The sequence below is a fragment of the Wenyingzhuangia sp. IMCC45574 genome (assembly GCF_054182685.1).
In genome coordinates this window covers 1,058,590-1,076,439 of record NZ_CM135169.1, presented here as the reverse complement: position 1 = coordinate 1,076,439, position 17,850 = coordinate 1,058,590, and the positions used below count along the sequence as shown (strand labels likewise).

Here is a 17,850-nt window from a genome sequence, read left to right as displayed (position 1 = left end):
AGTTGAGAACTAGTTTTTAAAAATTAGACTTCTAAGTCTCCGTTAATTTCTTCTTGCCATGGCAACCCGTAACCCCCAATTTCTTGCATAAAAGGATCTGGGTTAAATTCTTCTACATTAAACACACCAGGTTTTTTCCATTTCCCAGTTAAGAACATTTTAGCTCCTAACATGGCCGGAACCCCAGTGGTATAAGAAACTCCTTGACTTGCAGTATCGTCATAAGCATCTTGGTGCTTACAGTTGTTCCAAACGTAATAGGTTTTTTCTTTCCCATCTTTAATTCCCTTAATTCTACAACCTATAGAAGTTTCTCCGCTGTAGTTTTCTCCTAAATCTCCAGGATTAGGTAAAGTTTCTTTTAAAAACTGCAAAGGAACAATTTCTACTCCCTTGTACACAATTGGTTCTATACTGGCCATTCCAATATTCTGAATAACACGTAAGTGTGTTAGATATTCATCGCCAAAAGTCATCCAAAAACGAGCACGCTTAAGCATAGGGTAGTTCTTTACCAAAGATTCTAATTCCTCGTGATAAATTACATAGGAGCTACGTTCTCCAATGTTAGGATAATTTAATTCAGCTCTAATTTGATGAGGTTCTGTTTCTACCCATTGTCCATTTTCCCAGTAACGTCCTTTTTGCGTTACCTCTCTAATATTAATTTCTGGATTAAAGTTGGTTGCAAAGGCTTTACCGTGGTCTCCACCGTTACAGTCTACAATGTCTAAATAGTGAATTTCATCAAAGTGATGTTTGGCAGCATGTGCCGTGTAAATACTGGTAACTCCTGGATCAAAACCACAACCTAGTATGGCTGTTAATCCTTTTTCTTTAAACTTATCTTGATAAGCCCATTGCCAGCTGTATTCAAATTTAGCTTCGTCCTTAGGTTCGTAGTTGGCAGTATCTAAATAACTGCATCCAACCTCTAAACAGGCATCCATAATAGTTAAATCCTGATAAGGTAAGGCAACGTTTATCACCAATTCGGGTTCAAAGCTTTGCATTAAAGCTACCAATTCAGGAACATTATCGGCATCTACTTGTGCCGTTTCAATTTTTCTATGCTTAATTAATGCTGCAATGTCATCACATTTAGATTTTGTTCTGCTTGCTAACATAATTTTTGTAAAAACTTCTGGTACAGAAGCACACTTCTGAGCGACAACGCTACCAACGCCACCGGCTCCAATAATTAAGACTTTTGCCAATTCTTTTCGTATAAATATGTATTGTTTATTCCCGACAAAATTAATTTATTTTTTAATTCGATTTTATTTTATTTGCAATATGGATAACAATTCTTTCAATCCCAGTGGAGTAGGACTTAACAACGGACACTTTATAGGCTTGCCTTTTAGCAAAGAAGAAGCCAATGTAGTAGTTGTTTCTGTGCCTTGGGACGTTACGGTGTCTTATAACGATGGAACGAGCAATGGACCACAAAATGTATTAGAAGCTTCTACACAGTTAGATTTAGCTGTGTATGGAATTAAAGAAGCTTGGAAATTGGGAATTTATCTGCAACCAAGCGATGCAATCTTGTTGGAACAGAATAAGAACTTAAGAGCAAAATCCGAAGCGTACATTGCATTTTTAGAGCATGGAGGATCTGTTGCTAACAATGCAGCAATGCAATCTGTTTTAAACGAAGTGAATAGTGCTTGTCAAGAATTAAAAGAATATGTTTATACACAAAGCAAAGCGTTACTTACTTTGGGGAAAATTCCTGCTGTGTTAGGAGGAGAGCACAGTTGTCCGCTTGGTTTGTTACAAGCATTAAAAGAAAAGTATGGAGATTTTGGTGTATTACAGGTAGATGCACATATGGATTTAAGGACTGCTTACGAAGGTTTTACTTATTCGCATGCTTCTATTTTTAACAATGCCATTAACAAGCGTTTTATTTCTAAATTGGTGCAAGTAGGGATTCGTGATTACTGCGATGAGGAAGTTGCCTTTGCCAAAGAACATGAGGTATCTGTATTTTATGATCATCAATTAAAATCGGAACAATTTGTTGGGACTACATGGAAAAATCAATGTGATACAATACTAGAAAACCTTCCAGAATTGGTGTATATAAGTTTTGATATTGATGGTTTAGTTCCTTCTTTATGTCCCGAAACAGGAACTCCGGTACCTGGAGGTTTAGAATTTACTCAAGCCATGTATTTAATAGAGCAAGTGGCTAAATCTGGAAGAAAAATTATTGGTTTTGACTTATGCGAGGTAGGAGGAAGCCAAGCATGGGATGGAAATGTAGGAGCGCGAGTATTGTATTGTTTATGCAATTGGGCAGGTTATTCGCAAGGCTTACTGCACTGATATTTTAGTAGAGTATTTAATTTCCTCTAGTACTATTTGACTATCGATATCACTAATGTTAGGAATAGAAGCAACTTTGTTTACTAAGAAATTACGGAAAGATGTAATGTCTGAAAATCTTACTTTTACCAAAAAATCAAAACTACCAGAAGTGTGATAAAACTCTAATACTTCTTCTAATTGTTCCATTTGCTTTACAAAAGGTTCTCTATTTTCCGAGTGGTGGTCTTTAATGGTAATATTCATAAACACCAGAATATTTTTATTCAACAAATCAGCATCTAAAAGAGCTACGTATTTTTTTATAATTCCGGTTTTCTGGAGTTTTTTGATCCTTTCGTAGATAGGAGTGGTTGTTAAAGACAAGTTTTCTGCTAGTTCTTTAGCGGTTATCAATGCGTTGTCTTGGAGAATTTCAAGTATTTTTTTATCAATTACATCCATCGTTATTGTTTTTAACTTTTTATTTTCAAATATAAAGGGAAATTTACTGAAATAGTGTTTTATAGTGATTAATTTCACTATTTGAATTTACTTTGCCAGTCGATTACAAGAATACATAATAACCTTTTAGACGGATTGATTTATATATAATGAAGGATAAGTATATAGATTTAATTGAACAAACGTTTGATTTTCCACAGGAAGAATTCAAACTAAAAAATGAGACATTGCAATTTAGAGGCATAGATTTGATGTCTTTGGTAAATACCTATGGGACTCCTTTACGGTTTACCTATTTACCTGTAATTGGTGAACAAATTAAAAAGTGTAGAGATTGGTTTTCTGCTGCTTTTAAAGAGTTGTCTTACCAAGGAAGTTACCATTATTGTTATTGTACCAAAAGTTCTCATTTTAATTATGTGCTAAAAGAATGTGCTAAGTTTAATGCTCATATAGAAACTTCTTCTGCTTTTGATATAGAAATTATTATTTCTCTTTATCAAAAAGGTCTGTTAAGTGATCATATTTATGTATTGTGTAATGGCTATAAAACCAAAGAATACATTGCTAATATTAGACGATTGATAGACTTAGGTTTTGATAGAATTATTCCTATTATAGATAGTTTTGATGAGTTTGAGTTGTTGGATGATTTAATTCATACCAAACTTCAAATAGGAATTAGAATTGCTTCTGAAGAAGATCCTAAGTTTGAGTTTTATACCTCTCGTTTGGGAATAGGCTATAAAGATGTAGTTCCATTTTATGAATCTAGGATTAAGAACCACGATCGTTTTGAGTTAACAATGTTGCATTTCTTTGTGAATACCGGAATTAGAGACAATGCTTACTACTGGAACGAATTGAGAAAGTTTATCAATGTATATACCAATTTAATTAGTGTAGGAGCTAATATTCATCATTTAGACATTGGGGGAGGTTTTCCTGTAAAAAATTCGTTACAGTTCGATTTTGATTATCAGTATATGATTACAGAAATTACCAGCCAGATTAAAATGGGTGCAGAGTCTGTTGGAGCAAAACATCCTAATATTTTTACAGAGTTTGGCTCTTTTACGGTAGCAGAATCTGGAGGAATGATTTATTCTGTATTAAACCAAAAGAAACAAAACGACAGAGAGCGTTGGAACATGATAGACAGTTCTTTTATGACTACTTTACCAGATACCTGGGCAATTAGCAAACGTTTTATTATGTTGCCAATAAACCGTTGGAACGAAAAATACGAGCGTGTATTTTTGGGGGGACTTACTTGCGATAGCGATGATTACTACAATTCTGAACAACATATAAATGCAATTTACCTACCCGAGTATAAAGAAGATGAAACGTTATTTGTAGGTTTTTTTAACACAGGAGCTTATCAAGAAGCAATTTCTGGCTATGGCGGAATTCAGCATTGCTTAATTCCATCCCCAAAGCATATTATTTTAAATAAAAATGAAGACGGTGAAATTGTACATCATGTGTACAGAAAAGAACAATCTAGTAGGGAAATGCTAGAGGTACTTGGATATTAAGAACCATCCTGATTAATTATATATTTATACTCCAAAAGCTATTCCTTTAGTTAGGAATGGCTTTTGTTTCTTTTATAATTCACTTTTAGTATAGCTGTTTTAGGAAGCAATGCTATTCCATTTTTATTGTTAGTTGATTCCATTTTTTGTTCCAATTTTTCTTTTGAATTCTACGAGCGTAGATGCTTAAATTAAACTGGGGTGTTGGTACCACTACAAGGTTAAATAAATCCTCTAAACCATGTGGAGCAAGACATTCTATTTGGTTTTCTAAATTAATTCTAACTGCTATAGAAGTAGCTGTTTCTGGCCAAAAAGAAATAGCTGTATTACAATCTTTATAAGGTTTGTGTCCGTTTCTAAGGTGCATTCTAGCTTGATTCTTAACAGACCAATTTAATTCAGGATTTAGTGTTTGGAGTGTATTCTCTATTTGTAAGTCCTGTGTTTTGGTCGTACTTAATGCATCAAAATAAATGACATCAATATCATTAAGTGCTGTTCTTTCTTTACCGTGTTTTACATCCCAAATTTTGTTTCTAACAAAACCAGCTCCAATCCAACAATCATTTAGGTTTAAATTTCTAACGGTTTTTAAAATACCAATCATCCATTCATCGTTTGTAATAGTCGCTAGTAGTTCGCTTTTTAACTGTTGATTCATTTTTGATTATTGGTTAGATGTCTTCTATTCTTAATTTTCTTCGTAGTAACTTCCCTCCCTCATAATTAATACGTAAACTTTTAAGAGGTACAGTTATGGTGCCTTTTGAATTATTAATTTCTAATTCACACTTAATTCCATTATAGTTACATGAAGTAAAGCCTTCTATTAGTATTTCTTTGGACTTTTTATTTCTGACTATTATAATTATTCTTCTATTTGTTAAAATCAAATAGTCGTATTTTCTCCTCTTTAAATAGTATATAAGAGAAATTATAGAGGTCCAATTTTCTAATAAACTTTCAAAAAAAGATTTCTCAGATTCTTTTTTAAGTAAAATAGTACCTGTTTCATTAGCTAAGAGATATTCTATATCTTTTGTAGTCATTTATAATTAACTCTAAGTTCCTTTAATGAATATGTATTCTAGTTTCTTAATAAACGTAAATATAGCCATTAGACAATAAAAAAACCTCATTCCAAATTGGAATGAGGTTTTACCTATATTTTAGAGTTTAAAAGTTCTTATTGAACTCCTACTAAATCTCCTGCTTCGTTTTTAGAAGGTAAATCAGATTTACCCATTAAGAAGATGTCTACTTGACGAGCACATTCTCTACCTTCAGAAATAGCCCATACAATTAAAGATTGACCTCTACGCATATCTCCTGCAGCAAAAATGTTAGGTACGTTTGTTTGGTACTTTCCGTATTCTGCTTTGTAGTTAGAACGAGCATCTGTTTCAATTCCTAATTGAGTTGCTAAGTAGTTCTCTGGTCCTGTAAATCCTAAAGCTAATAAAGCTAAATCACAAGGGTATGTTTTTTCAGTACCTTCGATCTCGATTAATTTTGGACGTTGTCCTGGAACCATTTCCCACTCAACATTTACTGTTTTTAAGGCGATTAACTTTCCATTTTCGTCTTTAACAAACTCTTTGGTGTTAATTAACCAGTTACGATCACATCCTTCTTTATGAGAAGAAGAAGTTTTTAACTGTAAAGGCCAGTATGGCCAAGGAGTTGTAGGAGAACGGTGTCCTGGAGGTTTTGGCATAATCTCAAAGTTCGTTACCGATTTTGCTCCATGTCTGTTAGAAGTACCTACACAGTCAGAACCAGTATCTCCACCACCAATAACAATTACATTTTTATCTGTAGCCATTACTTGGTCTTTTACTTCTTTACCTAAAACAACTTTAGTTTGTTGTGTTAAGAAATCCATTGCCTGTACTACACCATCAGCATCTATACCAGGAGTTGGTAAAGAACGTCTTTCTGTAGCTCCACCTGCTAATACAACTGCATCAAAAGCTTTTAATTCCTCAACAGAAACGTTTTTACCTACGTTTGCATTTACTTTAAAAGTAATTCCTTCTGCTTCTAAAATAGCTACACGTCTATCAATAATGTGTTTTTCCATTTTAAAGTTAGGAATACCGTAACGTAACAATCCACCAATTTCATCGTCTCTTTCAAAAACGGTTACCAAGTGTCCTGCTCTGTTTAATTGTTGCGCTGTGGCTAAACCTGCAGGTCCAGAACCAATAACAGCAACAGTTTTTCCAGTTCTATTTTTAGGAGCTTGTGGTTTAATCCATCCTTCTTTAAAAGCACGTTCCACAATGTTCTTTTCAATATTTTCAATAGAGATAGGATCCTCTATGATTCCCAATACACATGCTTTTTCACATGGAGCAGGACATAAACGTCCTGTAAATTCAGGGAAGTTATTTGTAGAGTGTAATATCCAAGAAGCTTTTTGCCACTCACCTTGGTGCACCATTTGGTTAAAGTCAGGAATAAGGTTTCCTAACGGACAACCACTGTGACAGAAAGGGATACCACAATCCATACAACGAGATCCTTGCTCTGTAATTTCAGTCTCGCTTAATGGAACTGTAAATTCATTATAATGTTGTACACGCTCTTCTACAGCTTTGTACGATTCGTCTTTTCTTTCGAATTCTTTAAATCCAGTTACTTTTCCCATATTTTATAAGTTATGAGTTTTTATTTTGTATAAAGCATTAAGTAGTGAGTACAAAGTTTAGTAGAACTTGATACTTTGTACTCATTACTTGTTACTAATTATACTAATTCTTCAACCATTGGTTCTTCGTTTGCAATACGCTCTAAAGCTACTTTGTATTCTTTAGGCATTACTTTTACAAACTTAGCTAAGTTATTTTCCCAGTCAGCCAACACTTCTTTACCTCTGTTACTTCCTGTGTAAGAAACGTGCTTTTCTATCAATCCTTTCAATTCAGCTGCATCTTCTTCTGTAATAGGATCAAAGTCAATTGTTTCTTCATTACACAATCCGTTTGTAAATTGTCCTGTAGTGTTTAATACATAAGCGTATCCTCCAGACATTCCTGCTGCAAAGTTACGACCTGTATCTCCTAATACTACAATTCTACCTCCAGTCATGTATTCACATCCGTGATCTCCTAACCCTTCTACTACCGCAGTAGCTCCAGAGTTACGAACCGCAAAACGTTCACCAGCAATACCGTTAATGTATGCTTCACCTTTTACAGCTCCAAACAAACAAACGTTACCAACAATAATGTTGTCTTCTGCTACAAAGTCTGCATCTGTAGGTTTTTTAACAATTAATTTACCACCAGATAAACCTTTACCTAAGTAATCGTTTGTGTTACCTTCTACAGTATATGTAATACCATGTGCTCCAAATACTCCTAAAGATTGTCCTGCCGAACCTTTAAATTTAATATTTAAAGTATCTTCTGGCAATCCTAAGTGACCATAAATCTTAGAAACTTCGTTAGAAACAATAGCTCCTACAGAACGATCTGTGTTTCCAATAGGATATTCTAAGTTGGTAACTTCTTTTCTAAAGATAGCAGCATGTGCATCTTTTAAAATAGTAAAGTCAATTACATTGTCTAAGTTATGATCTTGCTTTTCACTATTCTTAACCGGTAAGTTGCTGTATCCAGCAGGTTGGTGTAAAATAGCAGATAAATCTAACCCTTTTGCTTTGTAATGCTCAATTGCATTATTAGCATTTATTTTTTGAGTCTGACCAATCATTTCATCCATTGTACGGAATCCTAATTGAGCCATAATTTCTCTTAATTCGTTTGCTACATAGTAGAAGAAGTTAATTACGTGTTCTGGAGTACCCTTAAAGTTCTTACGTAATTCTTTATCTTGAGTAGCAATACCTACTGGACAAGTATTTAAGTGACACTTACGCATCATAATACATCCAGAAGCTACTAATGGTGCCGTTGCAAAACCAAATTCTTCAGCTCCTAATAAAGCCGCGATAGCAACATCACGTCCTGTTTTTAACTGACCATCACATTCAACAACAATACGAGAACGTAAATTGTTTAATACCAATGTTTGTTGTGCTTCTGCTAAACCAAGTTCCCAAGGTAAACCAGCGTGTTTTAAAGATGTTAAAGGAGAAGCTCCTGTACCACCATCATAACCAGAAATTAATACAACATCTGCTTTTGCTTTAGAAACTCCGGCAGCAATGGTACCAACTCCAACCTCAGATACTAATTTTACGTTGATTCTAGCTTCACGATTTGCATTCTTTAAATCGTAAATTAATTGTGCTAAATCTTCAATAGAGTAAATATCATGGTGAGGTGGGGGAGAAATCAATCCTACAAAAGGAGTTGAGTTACGAGCATCAGCAATCCATGGTAAAACTTTTGTACCTGGTAACTGACCACCTTCTCCTGGCTTAGCACCCTGAGCCATTTTAATTTGAATTTCTTTTGCTGAACTTAAGTAATGAGAAGTTACCCCAAAACGTCCAGAAGCTACCTGCTTAATTGCAGAGTTTTTATTGTCTCCATTTGCATCTGGTTGGAAACGTCTTCTGTCTTCACCACCTTCTCCAGAGTTAGATTTACCACCTAAACGGTTCATCGCAATGGCTAAGTTTTCGTGCGCTTCACGAGAGATAGATCCGTAAGACATTGCACCCGTTTTAAAACGCTTTACAATTTCTGTCCATGGTTCTACTTCATCTAAAGGAATAGGGTCTAAGTTGTTAAACTCAAACAATCCACGAATGGTTAATAAGTTTTTAGACTGCTCGTTAATAGCATTCTTATAAACATCATACGATTTTTGATCACTCAAACGTACTGCTTGCTGTAATTTAGCAACTGTAGTTGGGTTAAAAATATGACGTTCACCATTACGTCTCCATCTGTAATCTCCACCAATGTTTAAACCTAAACGCTTGTCTACATAAGTGTCTGGATACGCGTATTTATATCTTTCGTTGATTTCTTTTTCAATTTCGTACAATCCGATACCTTCTATTCTAGAAGCAGTGTAAGGGAAGTATTTGTTTACGAATTCTGAGTTGAAACCTACAATTTCGAAAATTTGAGAACCTCTGTACGAGTGTAATGTAGAGATTCCAATTTTGTTCATCACCTTTAAGATTCCTTTACCAATTGCTTTGTTAAAGTTATCTACAGCTTTTTGCTCGTCTAATTCAATAAATCCTTCTTGTACTTGTAAACGGATAATTTCGTTTACCATGTAAGGGTTTACTGCAGAAGCACCGTAACCAAATAAGGTAGCAAAATGATGAGGCTCACGCGGTTCTGCAGATTCGATTACAATATCGAAGTAAGAACGCTTACGTAAACGGTTCATTTGGTGGTGAACGTAAGAACAAGCTAATAAAGATGGAATTGGAGCCAATCCTTCTTTAGCACCTCTATCTGATAAGATGATGATATTAACACCATTATCTACCGCTTTAGAAATTTTAGTGATGATTTCATCTAAACCATCTTCTAAACCGTTCATCCCTTTTTCCTTAGTATATAACATTTCAATAGTTTCAGCTTTGAAACCATCTACATTTATATGACGGATTTTCTCTAAATCGTTGTTAGAGATAACAGGATTCTGAATTCTTAATTTTTTACATTGATCAGCAGTAATGTCAAAGATGTTTTTATCATGACCTAATGCCAAACTGATATCAGTTACTACTTCCTCACGAATACCATCCAAAGGTGGGTTGGTAACCTGAGCAAATAATTGCTTAAAGTAGTTAGAGATTAACTGAGGTCTATCTGATAATACTGCCAAAGGAGTATCAATACCCATAGAACCTAATGCTTCTTTTCCTACCTGAGCCATTGGTACAATTACTTCTTGAATATCTTCAATAGTATAGTTGTACAAACGTTGTCTTGTTTTTAAATCTAAAGTTTCAATTGGACAAGCCTCGTTGTTGTTAGGCACATCTTTTAACTTTAAACTCTTTTCTTCTAACCATTTTTTGTAAGGTCTCTCAGAAACAATTTTGTTTTTGATTTCCTCATCACCAATGATTTTACCTTCGTTCATGTCTACTAAGAACATTTTCCCTGGCTCTAAACGTCCATGAGACTCAATGTCAGATGGTTCAACATCTACTACACCAACTTCTGATGACATGATTAATTTACCACTCTTAGTTACAGTATAACGAGAAGGTCTTAAACCATTACGGTCTAATAATGCTCCAACATAATCTCCATCTGTAAAAGGTACAGAAGCAGGACCATCCCAAGGTTCCATAATACAAGAGTTGTATTCGTAGAACGCTTTTCTGTCCTCAGACATGGTAGCATGCTTTTCCCAAGCTTCAGGAATTGTCATCATCATTACTTCTGGTAAAGAACGACCTGTTAAAGTTAACAACTCAACAGACATATCCATAGAAGCAGAATCTGACTTTCCTGGTAATATAATTGGGAATAATTTTTCAATTTGATCTCCAAATACTCCAGAAGCCATAATCTCTTCACGAACACGCATTCTAGATACGTTACCTCTTAAGGTGTTGATTTCTCCATTCTGACATAAGAATCTAAATGGTTGAGCCAATTCCCAAGCAGGCATAGTGTTCGTAGAGAAACGTTGGTGTACCAACGCTAAACGAGTTACTAAATCTGGTTGTTGTAAATCTGTATAGTAAGGACCAATATCTTCTGGCATAATAATACCTTTGTAGATAAGAGTCGTATTAGATAAACTTGGTAAATAGAAGTAATCCGCTTCTGACATTTTAGAATTGCTGATAGTATGTTCTGCTATTTTACGTGCAGCATACAATTTAGCTCTAAAGATGTTTTCTTCTAAATCACCTTGTGCAATAAAAACTTGCTCAATGTTTGGTTCAGAAGCCAAAGCAATCTCTCCTAATTGAGTAGAATCTACAGGAACAGTTCTCCATCCTAAGATTTCTAAGCCTTGATCTTTAATTTCTTTTTCAAATTCAGCCTTACAGAATTTGTATTGGTTTGGATTCTTTGGTAAGAATACCATACCTACGGCATACTTTCGTGCCTCTGGTAAGTCAAACTCACAAACTCTTTTAAAATAGTCGTGAGGTATATCAATTAATAAACCAGCACCATCTCCTGTTTTTCCATCTGCACTAACACCTCCTCGGTGTTCCAATTTCACTAAAATCTCTAATGCATCGTGAATAATTTGGTTTGTCTTTTCACCTTTAAGGTTACAGATAAAACCAGCACCACAGTTTTCATGCTCAAATTCTGGTAAATAAAGTCCTTGTTTCTGTATCATACTCTAAAAATATAGGGTCACAAAATTAAGCATTTATATATGAATTACAAATAAACATTCATTATGAATACGTTTGTTTTTGGTTAAACTTTCATTTGGTGAGAAAACGATAAATTACAGGGTTTAATATTGTGAATATGATAAAATAAAGCCCTTGTTTTTTTTGACTTGAAAACATAACTTAAGTCCTTATTCTCAGTTGTTTATTGTAATTGGTTGTAGCAAAGCTTATTAAGTTATTTAGATTGATTATGTATTGTTGTTTTTTATAAAAACTGTAATTTGTCAGTCTGTTTTTGGACTGATTTCTCCGTTTTTACATAAAAAATAAGGTGCTTAAACAATAGTTTAAGCACCTTATTTGGTTTGCTTTATCTTTCTTTATAAAGAAGGCTTATTTAACAAATTTTAATGATCCTTTGTCTGTTGTTAAGATGTAAACACCAGAAACTAAAGACTCAATGCTTACTTCGCTAGAAATAGATCCACTTTGAGATGCTTGACCAGTAATGTTGTAGATGGTGTATTCGTCATTTAAATATTTTGCACTAAAAGTAATAGCATCGCTACCTACAGTAACATTTTCTAATTTAGCTTTGTTGTAAGATAATGTTGATGCATCAATACTAAATAGACCTCCAGCATTTGCCGTGAAAAATGCATTGGCATCTGTAGTTCCATTAAACCCATAAACAAAAATTTGTATTCTTACTTCACTTAAGTTTGTACCAACATTAGGAACTGTAATATCTGCGGTTGAAGAGTTTGTGCTTTCGTCATAAGTAACAGGGATATCCACTTGAGTACCCTCAGGTATAGGTGTAAAACCTGCATCTAAAAATCTTATTTTAACAAGAGGTGATTCAATCCCGTCAGTCGATTTTACAGCAAGGTAGTCAAAACCAATAGTTAAAACATCTCCTTCTATTAATGCACCGCTAACAGATGTATAATAATTAGCTGGAGTTTGACCATCAATACTAGTTATACTTGCAGATGCATTTACTGCAATTGCGGCAGCAGCAATTCCAAAACCAGATTTATTAGTACTAGCTCCCCCGTAAACTTGTAGTCTAGCTGTTGTAATAGCTGGATTTACTTCTGGAACAGTAAGAGTGAATGTTATTTCGTTTTCATTAGCATCACCACTAATTATTGTTTCAGTTGCTGTAGTAGCACCGCTTATAACGGTCCAGTCATTTAAGAATCGTAAGTTAAGGGTTGTGCTTGTTGCACTTGTATAACCAACAACAACAGTTAAAACATCTCCACCGGTAAAATTAGGGTTGGCTGCTATGTAATCATTAAGAGCTGTACCATTAATAGTTTTAATTGTAGCTGCTGCGTTTGCATTGGTGATACTTGCAATCATTAAAGATAGAATTGCAAAAAATTTAAAAGTAATTTTTTTCATTTGTTAGTTTTTAAAAATTAGTTCTTTAAAGTTAATTTTTTGTTAATTTTCTAGATGCAACAAATGACTTGTGAGGTATACCATATGTTCAGATTGAGTTTTGATAGATGAATTCTGAACAATCTGTTTTTAATTAAAAAAACCTTTTTGTTGAGTGTGAATTGTGCTAAAAAAACAAGAGTGTACTAGGGATACTAGTACACTCTTGTTGAAATTGTTTTACTTCTTTTAAGAAGTAAATAGTTTAGTTTGTCGGTTATTTAACAAATTTTAAAGAACCTTTTTCTGTAGTTAATATATATACTCCAGAAGCTAGAGAAGCTATGTTAACTTCGCTAGACACAGATCCGCTTTGTGCTTTTTGTCCAGTTATGTTATAGATGGTGTATGCTCCTTCTAAGTGTTGTGTACCAAAAGCAATACTGTCGTCTCCAATGCTTACACCTTCCAATGTTTTTTTGTTAAAAGATAGAGTTGCGATTTCAGCAGCACTTCTTACAAAAGCTGTAATGGTTTCCTGTGCTCCTTCAGCTCCATATTTTTGTGTACCACCATCAGGGTGAAAAGATAAATAAGAATGTAGTCTGTAGCTCATTGGGTTTGAAGTGTCAGATGATAAAGGAGTACTTGCAGGTACTTCAATTGTAGCACTTATCATTCCTCCAGTTCCAACACCTGGCCATTTGTTAGTTGTACCTTCCATTGGAGCGTTTGCCCAAGTTGTAGCATCAGCACCTGTTTCGTCTTGAAGTCTAACTAAAGTAAACTCAAAAGCATCATCTATTCCATCCGTTGAACCAAGTGTGTATGTGTAGTTGAATGTATAAGTTTGACCGGGTTCAAAAGTTAATTCACTCTCTCCCCCAATTTGCATGTCTGATTTGTTTGTTAAAACAAATGTAGGAGCAACTCTTTGTGCGTAAGACACAGCAGAAAGTGCAATAGTAAATAATGTTAAAGTAATTTTTTTCATATGTATTAGTTTTATGAATTAATGAAGTAAAATTACTTTGGGATGTTGAGTTTTATCGGAACATATGGTTAGAGAGCTGCCTTTTATTGATTGTGGATTGGTAGTATAGAAAACGAAAGAAGGCATAGTTCTGAACTATGCCTTTACTTTTTAATTGGAGACGTGTTGTTTTACAGGTGTTTAACCATTCATAGAGATTAAAAACTCATCATTGTTTTTAGAGGTTCTAATTCGGTCTTTAATAAACTCCATTGCTTCAACAGGGTTCATGTCGGCTAGGTATTTTCTTAAAACCCACATGCGTTGTACTGTTTTTTCGTCAAGTAATAGGTCGTCTCTACGTGTGCTAGATTTAATTAAATCAATAGCAGGGTATATTCTTCTATTGGCAATGTTTCTTTCTAACTGAAGTTCCATGTTACCGGTTCCTTTGAATTCCTCAAAGATAACTTCGTCCATTTTAGAACCTGTCTCGGTAAGTGCGGTAGCAATAATACTTAAAGAACCACCCCCTTCAATATTTCTGGCAGCACCAAAGAATCTTTTTGGTTTGTGTAATGCATTGGCATCAATACCTCCAGATAATATTTTTCCTGATGCTGGTGCAACCGTGTTATAAGCTCTTGCCAAACGAGTAATAGAGTCTAGTAAGATTACAACATCGTGCCCACATTCTACCAAGCGTTTTGCTTTTTCTAAAACAATATTGGCAACTTTAACGTGTTTTTCTGCAGGTTCGTCAAACGTAGAAGCTACAACTTCTCCACGAACACTACGTTGCATGTCTGTTACTTCTTCTGGACGTTCGTCTATTAATAATACCAGCTGATAGACTTCTGGGTGATTGGTAGCAATGGCATTGGCAATGTCTTTTAGTAACATAGTCTTTCCTGTTTTTGGTTGCGCTACAATCATTCCACGTTGTCCTTTACCAATAGGAGCAAATAAATCTATAATTCTAGTAGATAAAGAACTTTTACCGTTTGCTAGTTTGAATCTCTCTTCTGGGAAAAGTGGTGTTAAGTGCTCAAAAGAAACTCTATCTCTTACTTCCTTTGGAGAAAGACCATTTATTTTAGAAACACGAATCAGTGGAAAGTATTTTTCGCCTTCTTTAGGAGGTCTTACATTTCCTTTTACCGTGTCTCCGGTTTTTAGACCAAATAACTTAATTTGAGACTGAGATACGTAAATATCATCAGGAGAAGAAAGGTAATTGTAGTCAGACGATCTAAGGAAGCCATATCCGTCAGGCATCATCTCTAAAACTCCTTCACTTTCAATAATACCATCAAATTCATAATTAGGGTCTTTTAAATTCTTACCCTTATTATTTTTATTTCCTCTTTGGTTGTTATTGTTCTTGTGGTTATTATTTCTTTGATTGTTGTTATTATGGTGATTTTTTTCACCATTCTTAGGATGATGTTTTTTTACAGGTTCTGTTTTAGTATCTCCTGTAGGTTTTTCATCATTCTTAATAGGTGCTTCTGTTTTGGTAATTGGAGTAGAGGTAGGGGTGTTTTCTTTTTTAATTTCTGTTTCTGGAGTATTTTTTTTAGAAATTCTAGCTCTTGTTTTTTTAACAGAGGCTTTTTCTGGGGTAACTTCTTCAGTTTTAACTTCAGATTTAGGTTCAACTTTGGCAGTTGTTTCTTTTGTTTTTGCAGCTTCTTTTTTTGAAGATTCAAATGCGGCTTGATCGTCCAAGATCTTGTAGATTAGATCTTGTTTTTTCAATTGGCTAACTTTTTTTAAACCAATTGATTTAGCAATTTCATGCAAGTCCGCAAGTGTTTTTGCTTTTAATTGTGAAATTTCGAACATGTAAAATGTATAAAATAAATAAAAATTTGTGCTTCTTTAACTTAGCTTTTAGCTTAAAAAATTAAAGAAATTTTATGATTTGATTTTTTTTGAAAATGTTACAGCTTGTAAGTCTTTGTGCTATAACGGCTTAGTTTGATAGTGACAAATATAGTTTTTTTTTTTATCCAACAAAGTCTTTAAACATAAAAAGAATGTTTAAATTTGTTTCCGTTATTAGAAAAATCATGATTCAAAGAATACAATCTATATACTTGTTATTGGTGTTTGTTATTACGGCTGTAGTAACAAATTTTGTTTCTTTTTTTGAATTGGGTGATCAAGGAGGTGCTTTTTTAACTTCTATATTGTCTAATAGTTCATTGTTATTAAAATCCATAGGGGTATTTAATATTTTGTCTGCTTTGTTAGCTATAGTTGCATTACTAGGTTACAAAAAAAGACAAAGTCAGTTTGTAGTAAACAGATTGAATATTCTTATCAACTTCTATTTATTAGGTGTATTGTTATACGTATCTATTAATCTACCTGGAGAAATGGGAATTTCGGAGAAAGGTATTGGGTTGTACTTTCCTATTTTGGTTATTGTTTTGCTAGTCATGGCAAACAAAGCAATTAAGAAAGATGAAGAACTCGTAAAATCTGTAGATAGGTTACGATAAACTTAACATCTTAGTTTATTTAGTGCGACTAAACCCTGAACTTGTTTCAGGGTTTTTTTTATATCTAATCTTTCATGCTGGTATAAGGCATCGTAATTGACCAGTGTAAATTGCGAATTGTTCATCGAAAAATTGTAATTTTGCACCCTACAAAAAACAGAGTATGTTAGATAAGTTACAAATAGTAAAGCAGCGTTATGATGAAGTGTCGGATTTAATTATCCAACCGGATATTATTTCTGATCAGAAACGTTATGCTAAACTTAATAAAGAATACAAAGACTTAAGTAAGGTTGTTGAAAAAGCCAATGAATACGAAGGCTTAGTTGGTAACATAGAAGAGGCTAAAGAGATTATAGCTGACGGATCTGATGCAGAGATGGTAGAGATGGCGAAAATGGAGTTGGATGAAGCTAATGAAAGAATTCCTTTGCTGGAAGAAGAAATCAAGTTTATGTTGATTCCTAAAGATCCAGAAGATGCTAAGAATGTAATTGTAGAAATTAGAGCAGGTACAGGAGGAGATGAAGCAAGTATTTTTGCCGGAGATTTATACAGAATGTATACCAAGTATGCATCTAGTAGAGGTTGGAAGTGCGAAGTAGAAGATATTGCAGAGGGAACTTCTGGAGGATTTAAAGAAGTAATTTTTAGTGTAACAGGAGATGATGTGTATGGAGATTTAAAGTTCGAATCGGGAGTACACCGTGTGCAAAGAGTACCGCAAACAGAAACACAAGGACGTGTACATACTTCTGCAGCAACGGTTATGGTTTTACCAGAAGCCGAAGAGTTTGATGTTGTGATTAACAATGCAGATGTACGTGTAGATTTTTTCTGTTCTTCGGGACCTGGAGGACAATCTGTAAACACTACCTATTCTGCAGTACGTTTAACACACATTCCTACAGGAATTGTAGCTCAGTGTCAGGATCAAAAATCGCAGCATAAGAATAAAGATAAGGCGATGAAGGTTTTACGTTCTCGTATTTATGAGGTGGAATTGGCTAAGAAATTAGAAGCTGATGCTGCGCAACGTAAAACAATGGTAAGCTCAGGAGATAGATCTGCAAAAATTAGAACTTATAACTATCCACAAGGACGTGTAACAGAACACAGAATTGGTTTAACATTGTACGATCTAAGTAATATTGTAAATGGAGATATTCACAAAATTATAGACGAGTTAAAATTAACAGAGAATACAGAGAAATTAAAAGAATTAGGAGAAGCGAATATATAGTTCGCGGTAACCAGTATTCAGTAGGCATTCGGTTGAGTGTCAAGATAAATTCACAAAAAAGGTTTAGCATAGCTAAATCTTTTTTGTTTTATATAAATTTCGTTTACCATTTATTCGGCAACCAATATTTTTACTACCTACTACCTACTACCTAC

13 protein-coding genes are annotated in these 17,850 nt (G+C 34.2%); 4 read left to right on the top strand and 9 right to left on the bottom strand.

Going from position 1 to position 17,850, the window contains the following annotated elements; all coding sequences use genetic code 11:
* Positions 1-23 precede the first annotated feature (23 nt).
* On the bottom strand, positions 24-1,217 hold the full coding sequence (locus ACXHHC_RS04585) for a saccharopine dehydrogenase C-terminal domain-containing protein (protein ID WP_458228476.1): 1,194 nt from the start codon (positions 1,215-1,217) through the stop codon (positions 24-26).
* Between the two features lie 79 nt (positions 1,218-1,296).
* Here ACXHHC_RS04585 and ACXHHC_RS04580 point away from each other — a divergent pair, with 79 nt between their 5' ends.
* Positions 1,297-2,334 carry an agmatinase family protein gene (locus ACXHHC_RS04580; RefSeq protein WP_458228475.1) on the top strand — a complete coding sequence of 346 codons (1,038 nt, stop codon included), beginning with the start codon at positions 1,297-1,299 and terminating at the stop codon, positions 2,332-2,334.
* Here the strand turns inward: ACXHHC_RS04580 and ACXHHC_RS04575 are convergent.
* A complete protein-coding gene (locus ACXHHC_RS04575; RefSeq protein ID WP_458228474.1) occupies positions 2,323-2,778 on the bottom strand; it encodes an Lrp/AsnC family transcriptional regulator in 456 nt (151 codons plus the stop codon). The two genes, ACXHHC_RS04580 and ACXHHC_RS04575, sit on opposite strands and share 12 nt — an antisense overlap.
* A gap of 149 nt (positions 2,779-2,927) precedes the next feature.
* Between ACXHHC_RS04575 and ACXHHC_RS04570 the strand changes: the two genes are divergently transcribed.
* Complete coding sequence (locus ACXHHC_RS04570; RefSeq protein WP_458228473.1) at positions 2,928-4,319, top strand: arginine decarboxylase; 1,392 nt, start codon at positions 2,928-2,930, stop codon at positions 4,317-4,319.
* Between the two features lie 112 nt (positions 4,320-4,431).
* Here ACXHHC_RS04570 and ACXHHC_RS04565 read toward each other — a convergent pair whose 3' ends face one another.
* The 7 genes from ACXHHC_RS04565 to rho form a co-directional block, all read right to left on the bottom strand.
* Complete coding sequence (locus tag ACXHHC_RS04565; RefSeq protein ID WP_458228472.1) at positions 4,432-4,983, bottom strand: nucleotidyltransferase family protein; 552 nt, start codon at positions 4,981-4,983, stop codon at positions 4,432-4,434.
* A 13-nt stretch (positions 4,984-4,996) separates the two neighbouring features.
* Positions 4,997-5,371 (bottom strand): hypothetical protein, encoded by a 375-nt coding sequence (locus tag ACXHHC_RS04560; protein ID WP_458228471.1) that lies wholly within the window; start codon positions 5,369-5,371, stop codon positions 4,997-4,999.
* A gap of 137 nt (positions 5,372-5,508) precedes the next feature.
* Positions 5,509-6,975 carry a glutamate synthase subunit beta gene (locus ACXHHC_RS04555; RefSeq protein ID WP_458228470.1) on the bottom strand — a complete coding sequence of 489 codons (1,467 nt, stop codon included), beginning with the start codon at positions 6,973-6,975 and terminating at the stop codon, positions 5,509-5,511.
* 98 nt (positions 6,976-7,073) lie between these two features.
* A complete protein-coding gene (gene gltB / locus ACXHHC_RS04550) occupies positions 7,074-11,576 on the bottom strand; it encodes a glutamate synthase large subunit (RefSeq protein WP_458228469.1) in 4,503 nt (1,500 codons plus the stop codon).
* A 394-nt stretch (positions 11,577-11,970) separates the two neighbouring features.
* Positions 11,971-12,990, bottom strand: coding sequence for a hypothetical protein (locus ACXHHC_RS04545; protein ID WP_458228468.1), 1,020 nt, complete (start codon positions 12,988-12,990; stop codon positions 11,971-11,973).
* A gap of 256 nt (positions 12,991-13,246) precedes the next feature.
* Positions 13,247-13,963: a T9SS type A sorting domain-containing protein gene (locus tag ACXHHC_RS04540; RefSeq protein ID WP_458228467.1), complete on the bottom strand. Its 717-nt coding sequence runs from the start codon at positions 13,961-13,963 to the stop codon at positions 13,247-13,249.
* A 180-nt stretch (positions 13,964-14,143) separates the two neighbouring features.
* Positions 14,144-15,790 (bottom strand): transcription termination factor Rho, encoded by a 1,647-nt coding sequence (gene rho / locus ACXHHC_RS04535; RefSeq protein ID WP_458228466.1) that lies wholly within the window; start codon positions 15,788-15,790, stop codon positions 14,144-14,146.
* Positions 15,791-16,017: 227 nt separating this feature from the next.
* Between rho and ACXHHC_RS04530 the strand changes: the two genes are divergently transcribed.
* Positions 16,018-16,452, top strand: coding sequence for a DUF4293 domain-containing protein (locus ACXHHC_RS04530; protein ID WP_458228465.1), 435 nt, complete (start codon positions 16,018-16,020; stop codon positions 16,450-16,452).
* A 163-nt stretch (positions 16,453-16,615) separates the two neighbouring features.
* The gene (gene prfA, locus ACXHHC_RS04525; protein ID WP_458228464.1) at positions 16,616-17,695 is read left to right on the top strand and encodes a peptide chain release factor 1; all 1,080 of its coding nucleotides are present in this window, start codon (positions 16,616-16,618) and stop codon (positions 17,693-17,695) included.
* The last annotated feature ends 155 nt before the right edge of the window (positions 17,696-17,850 follow it).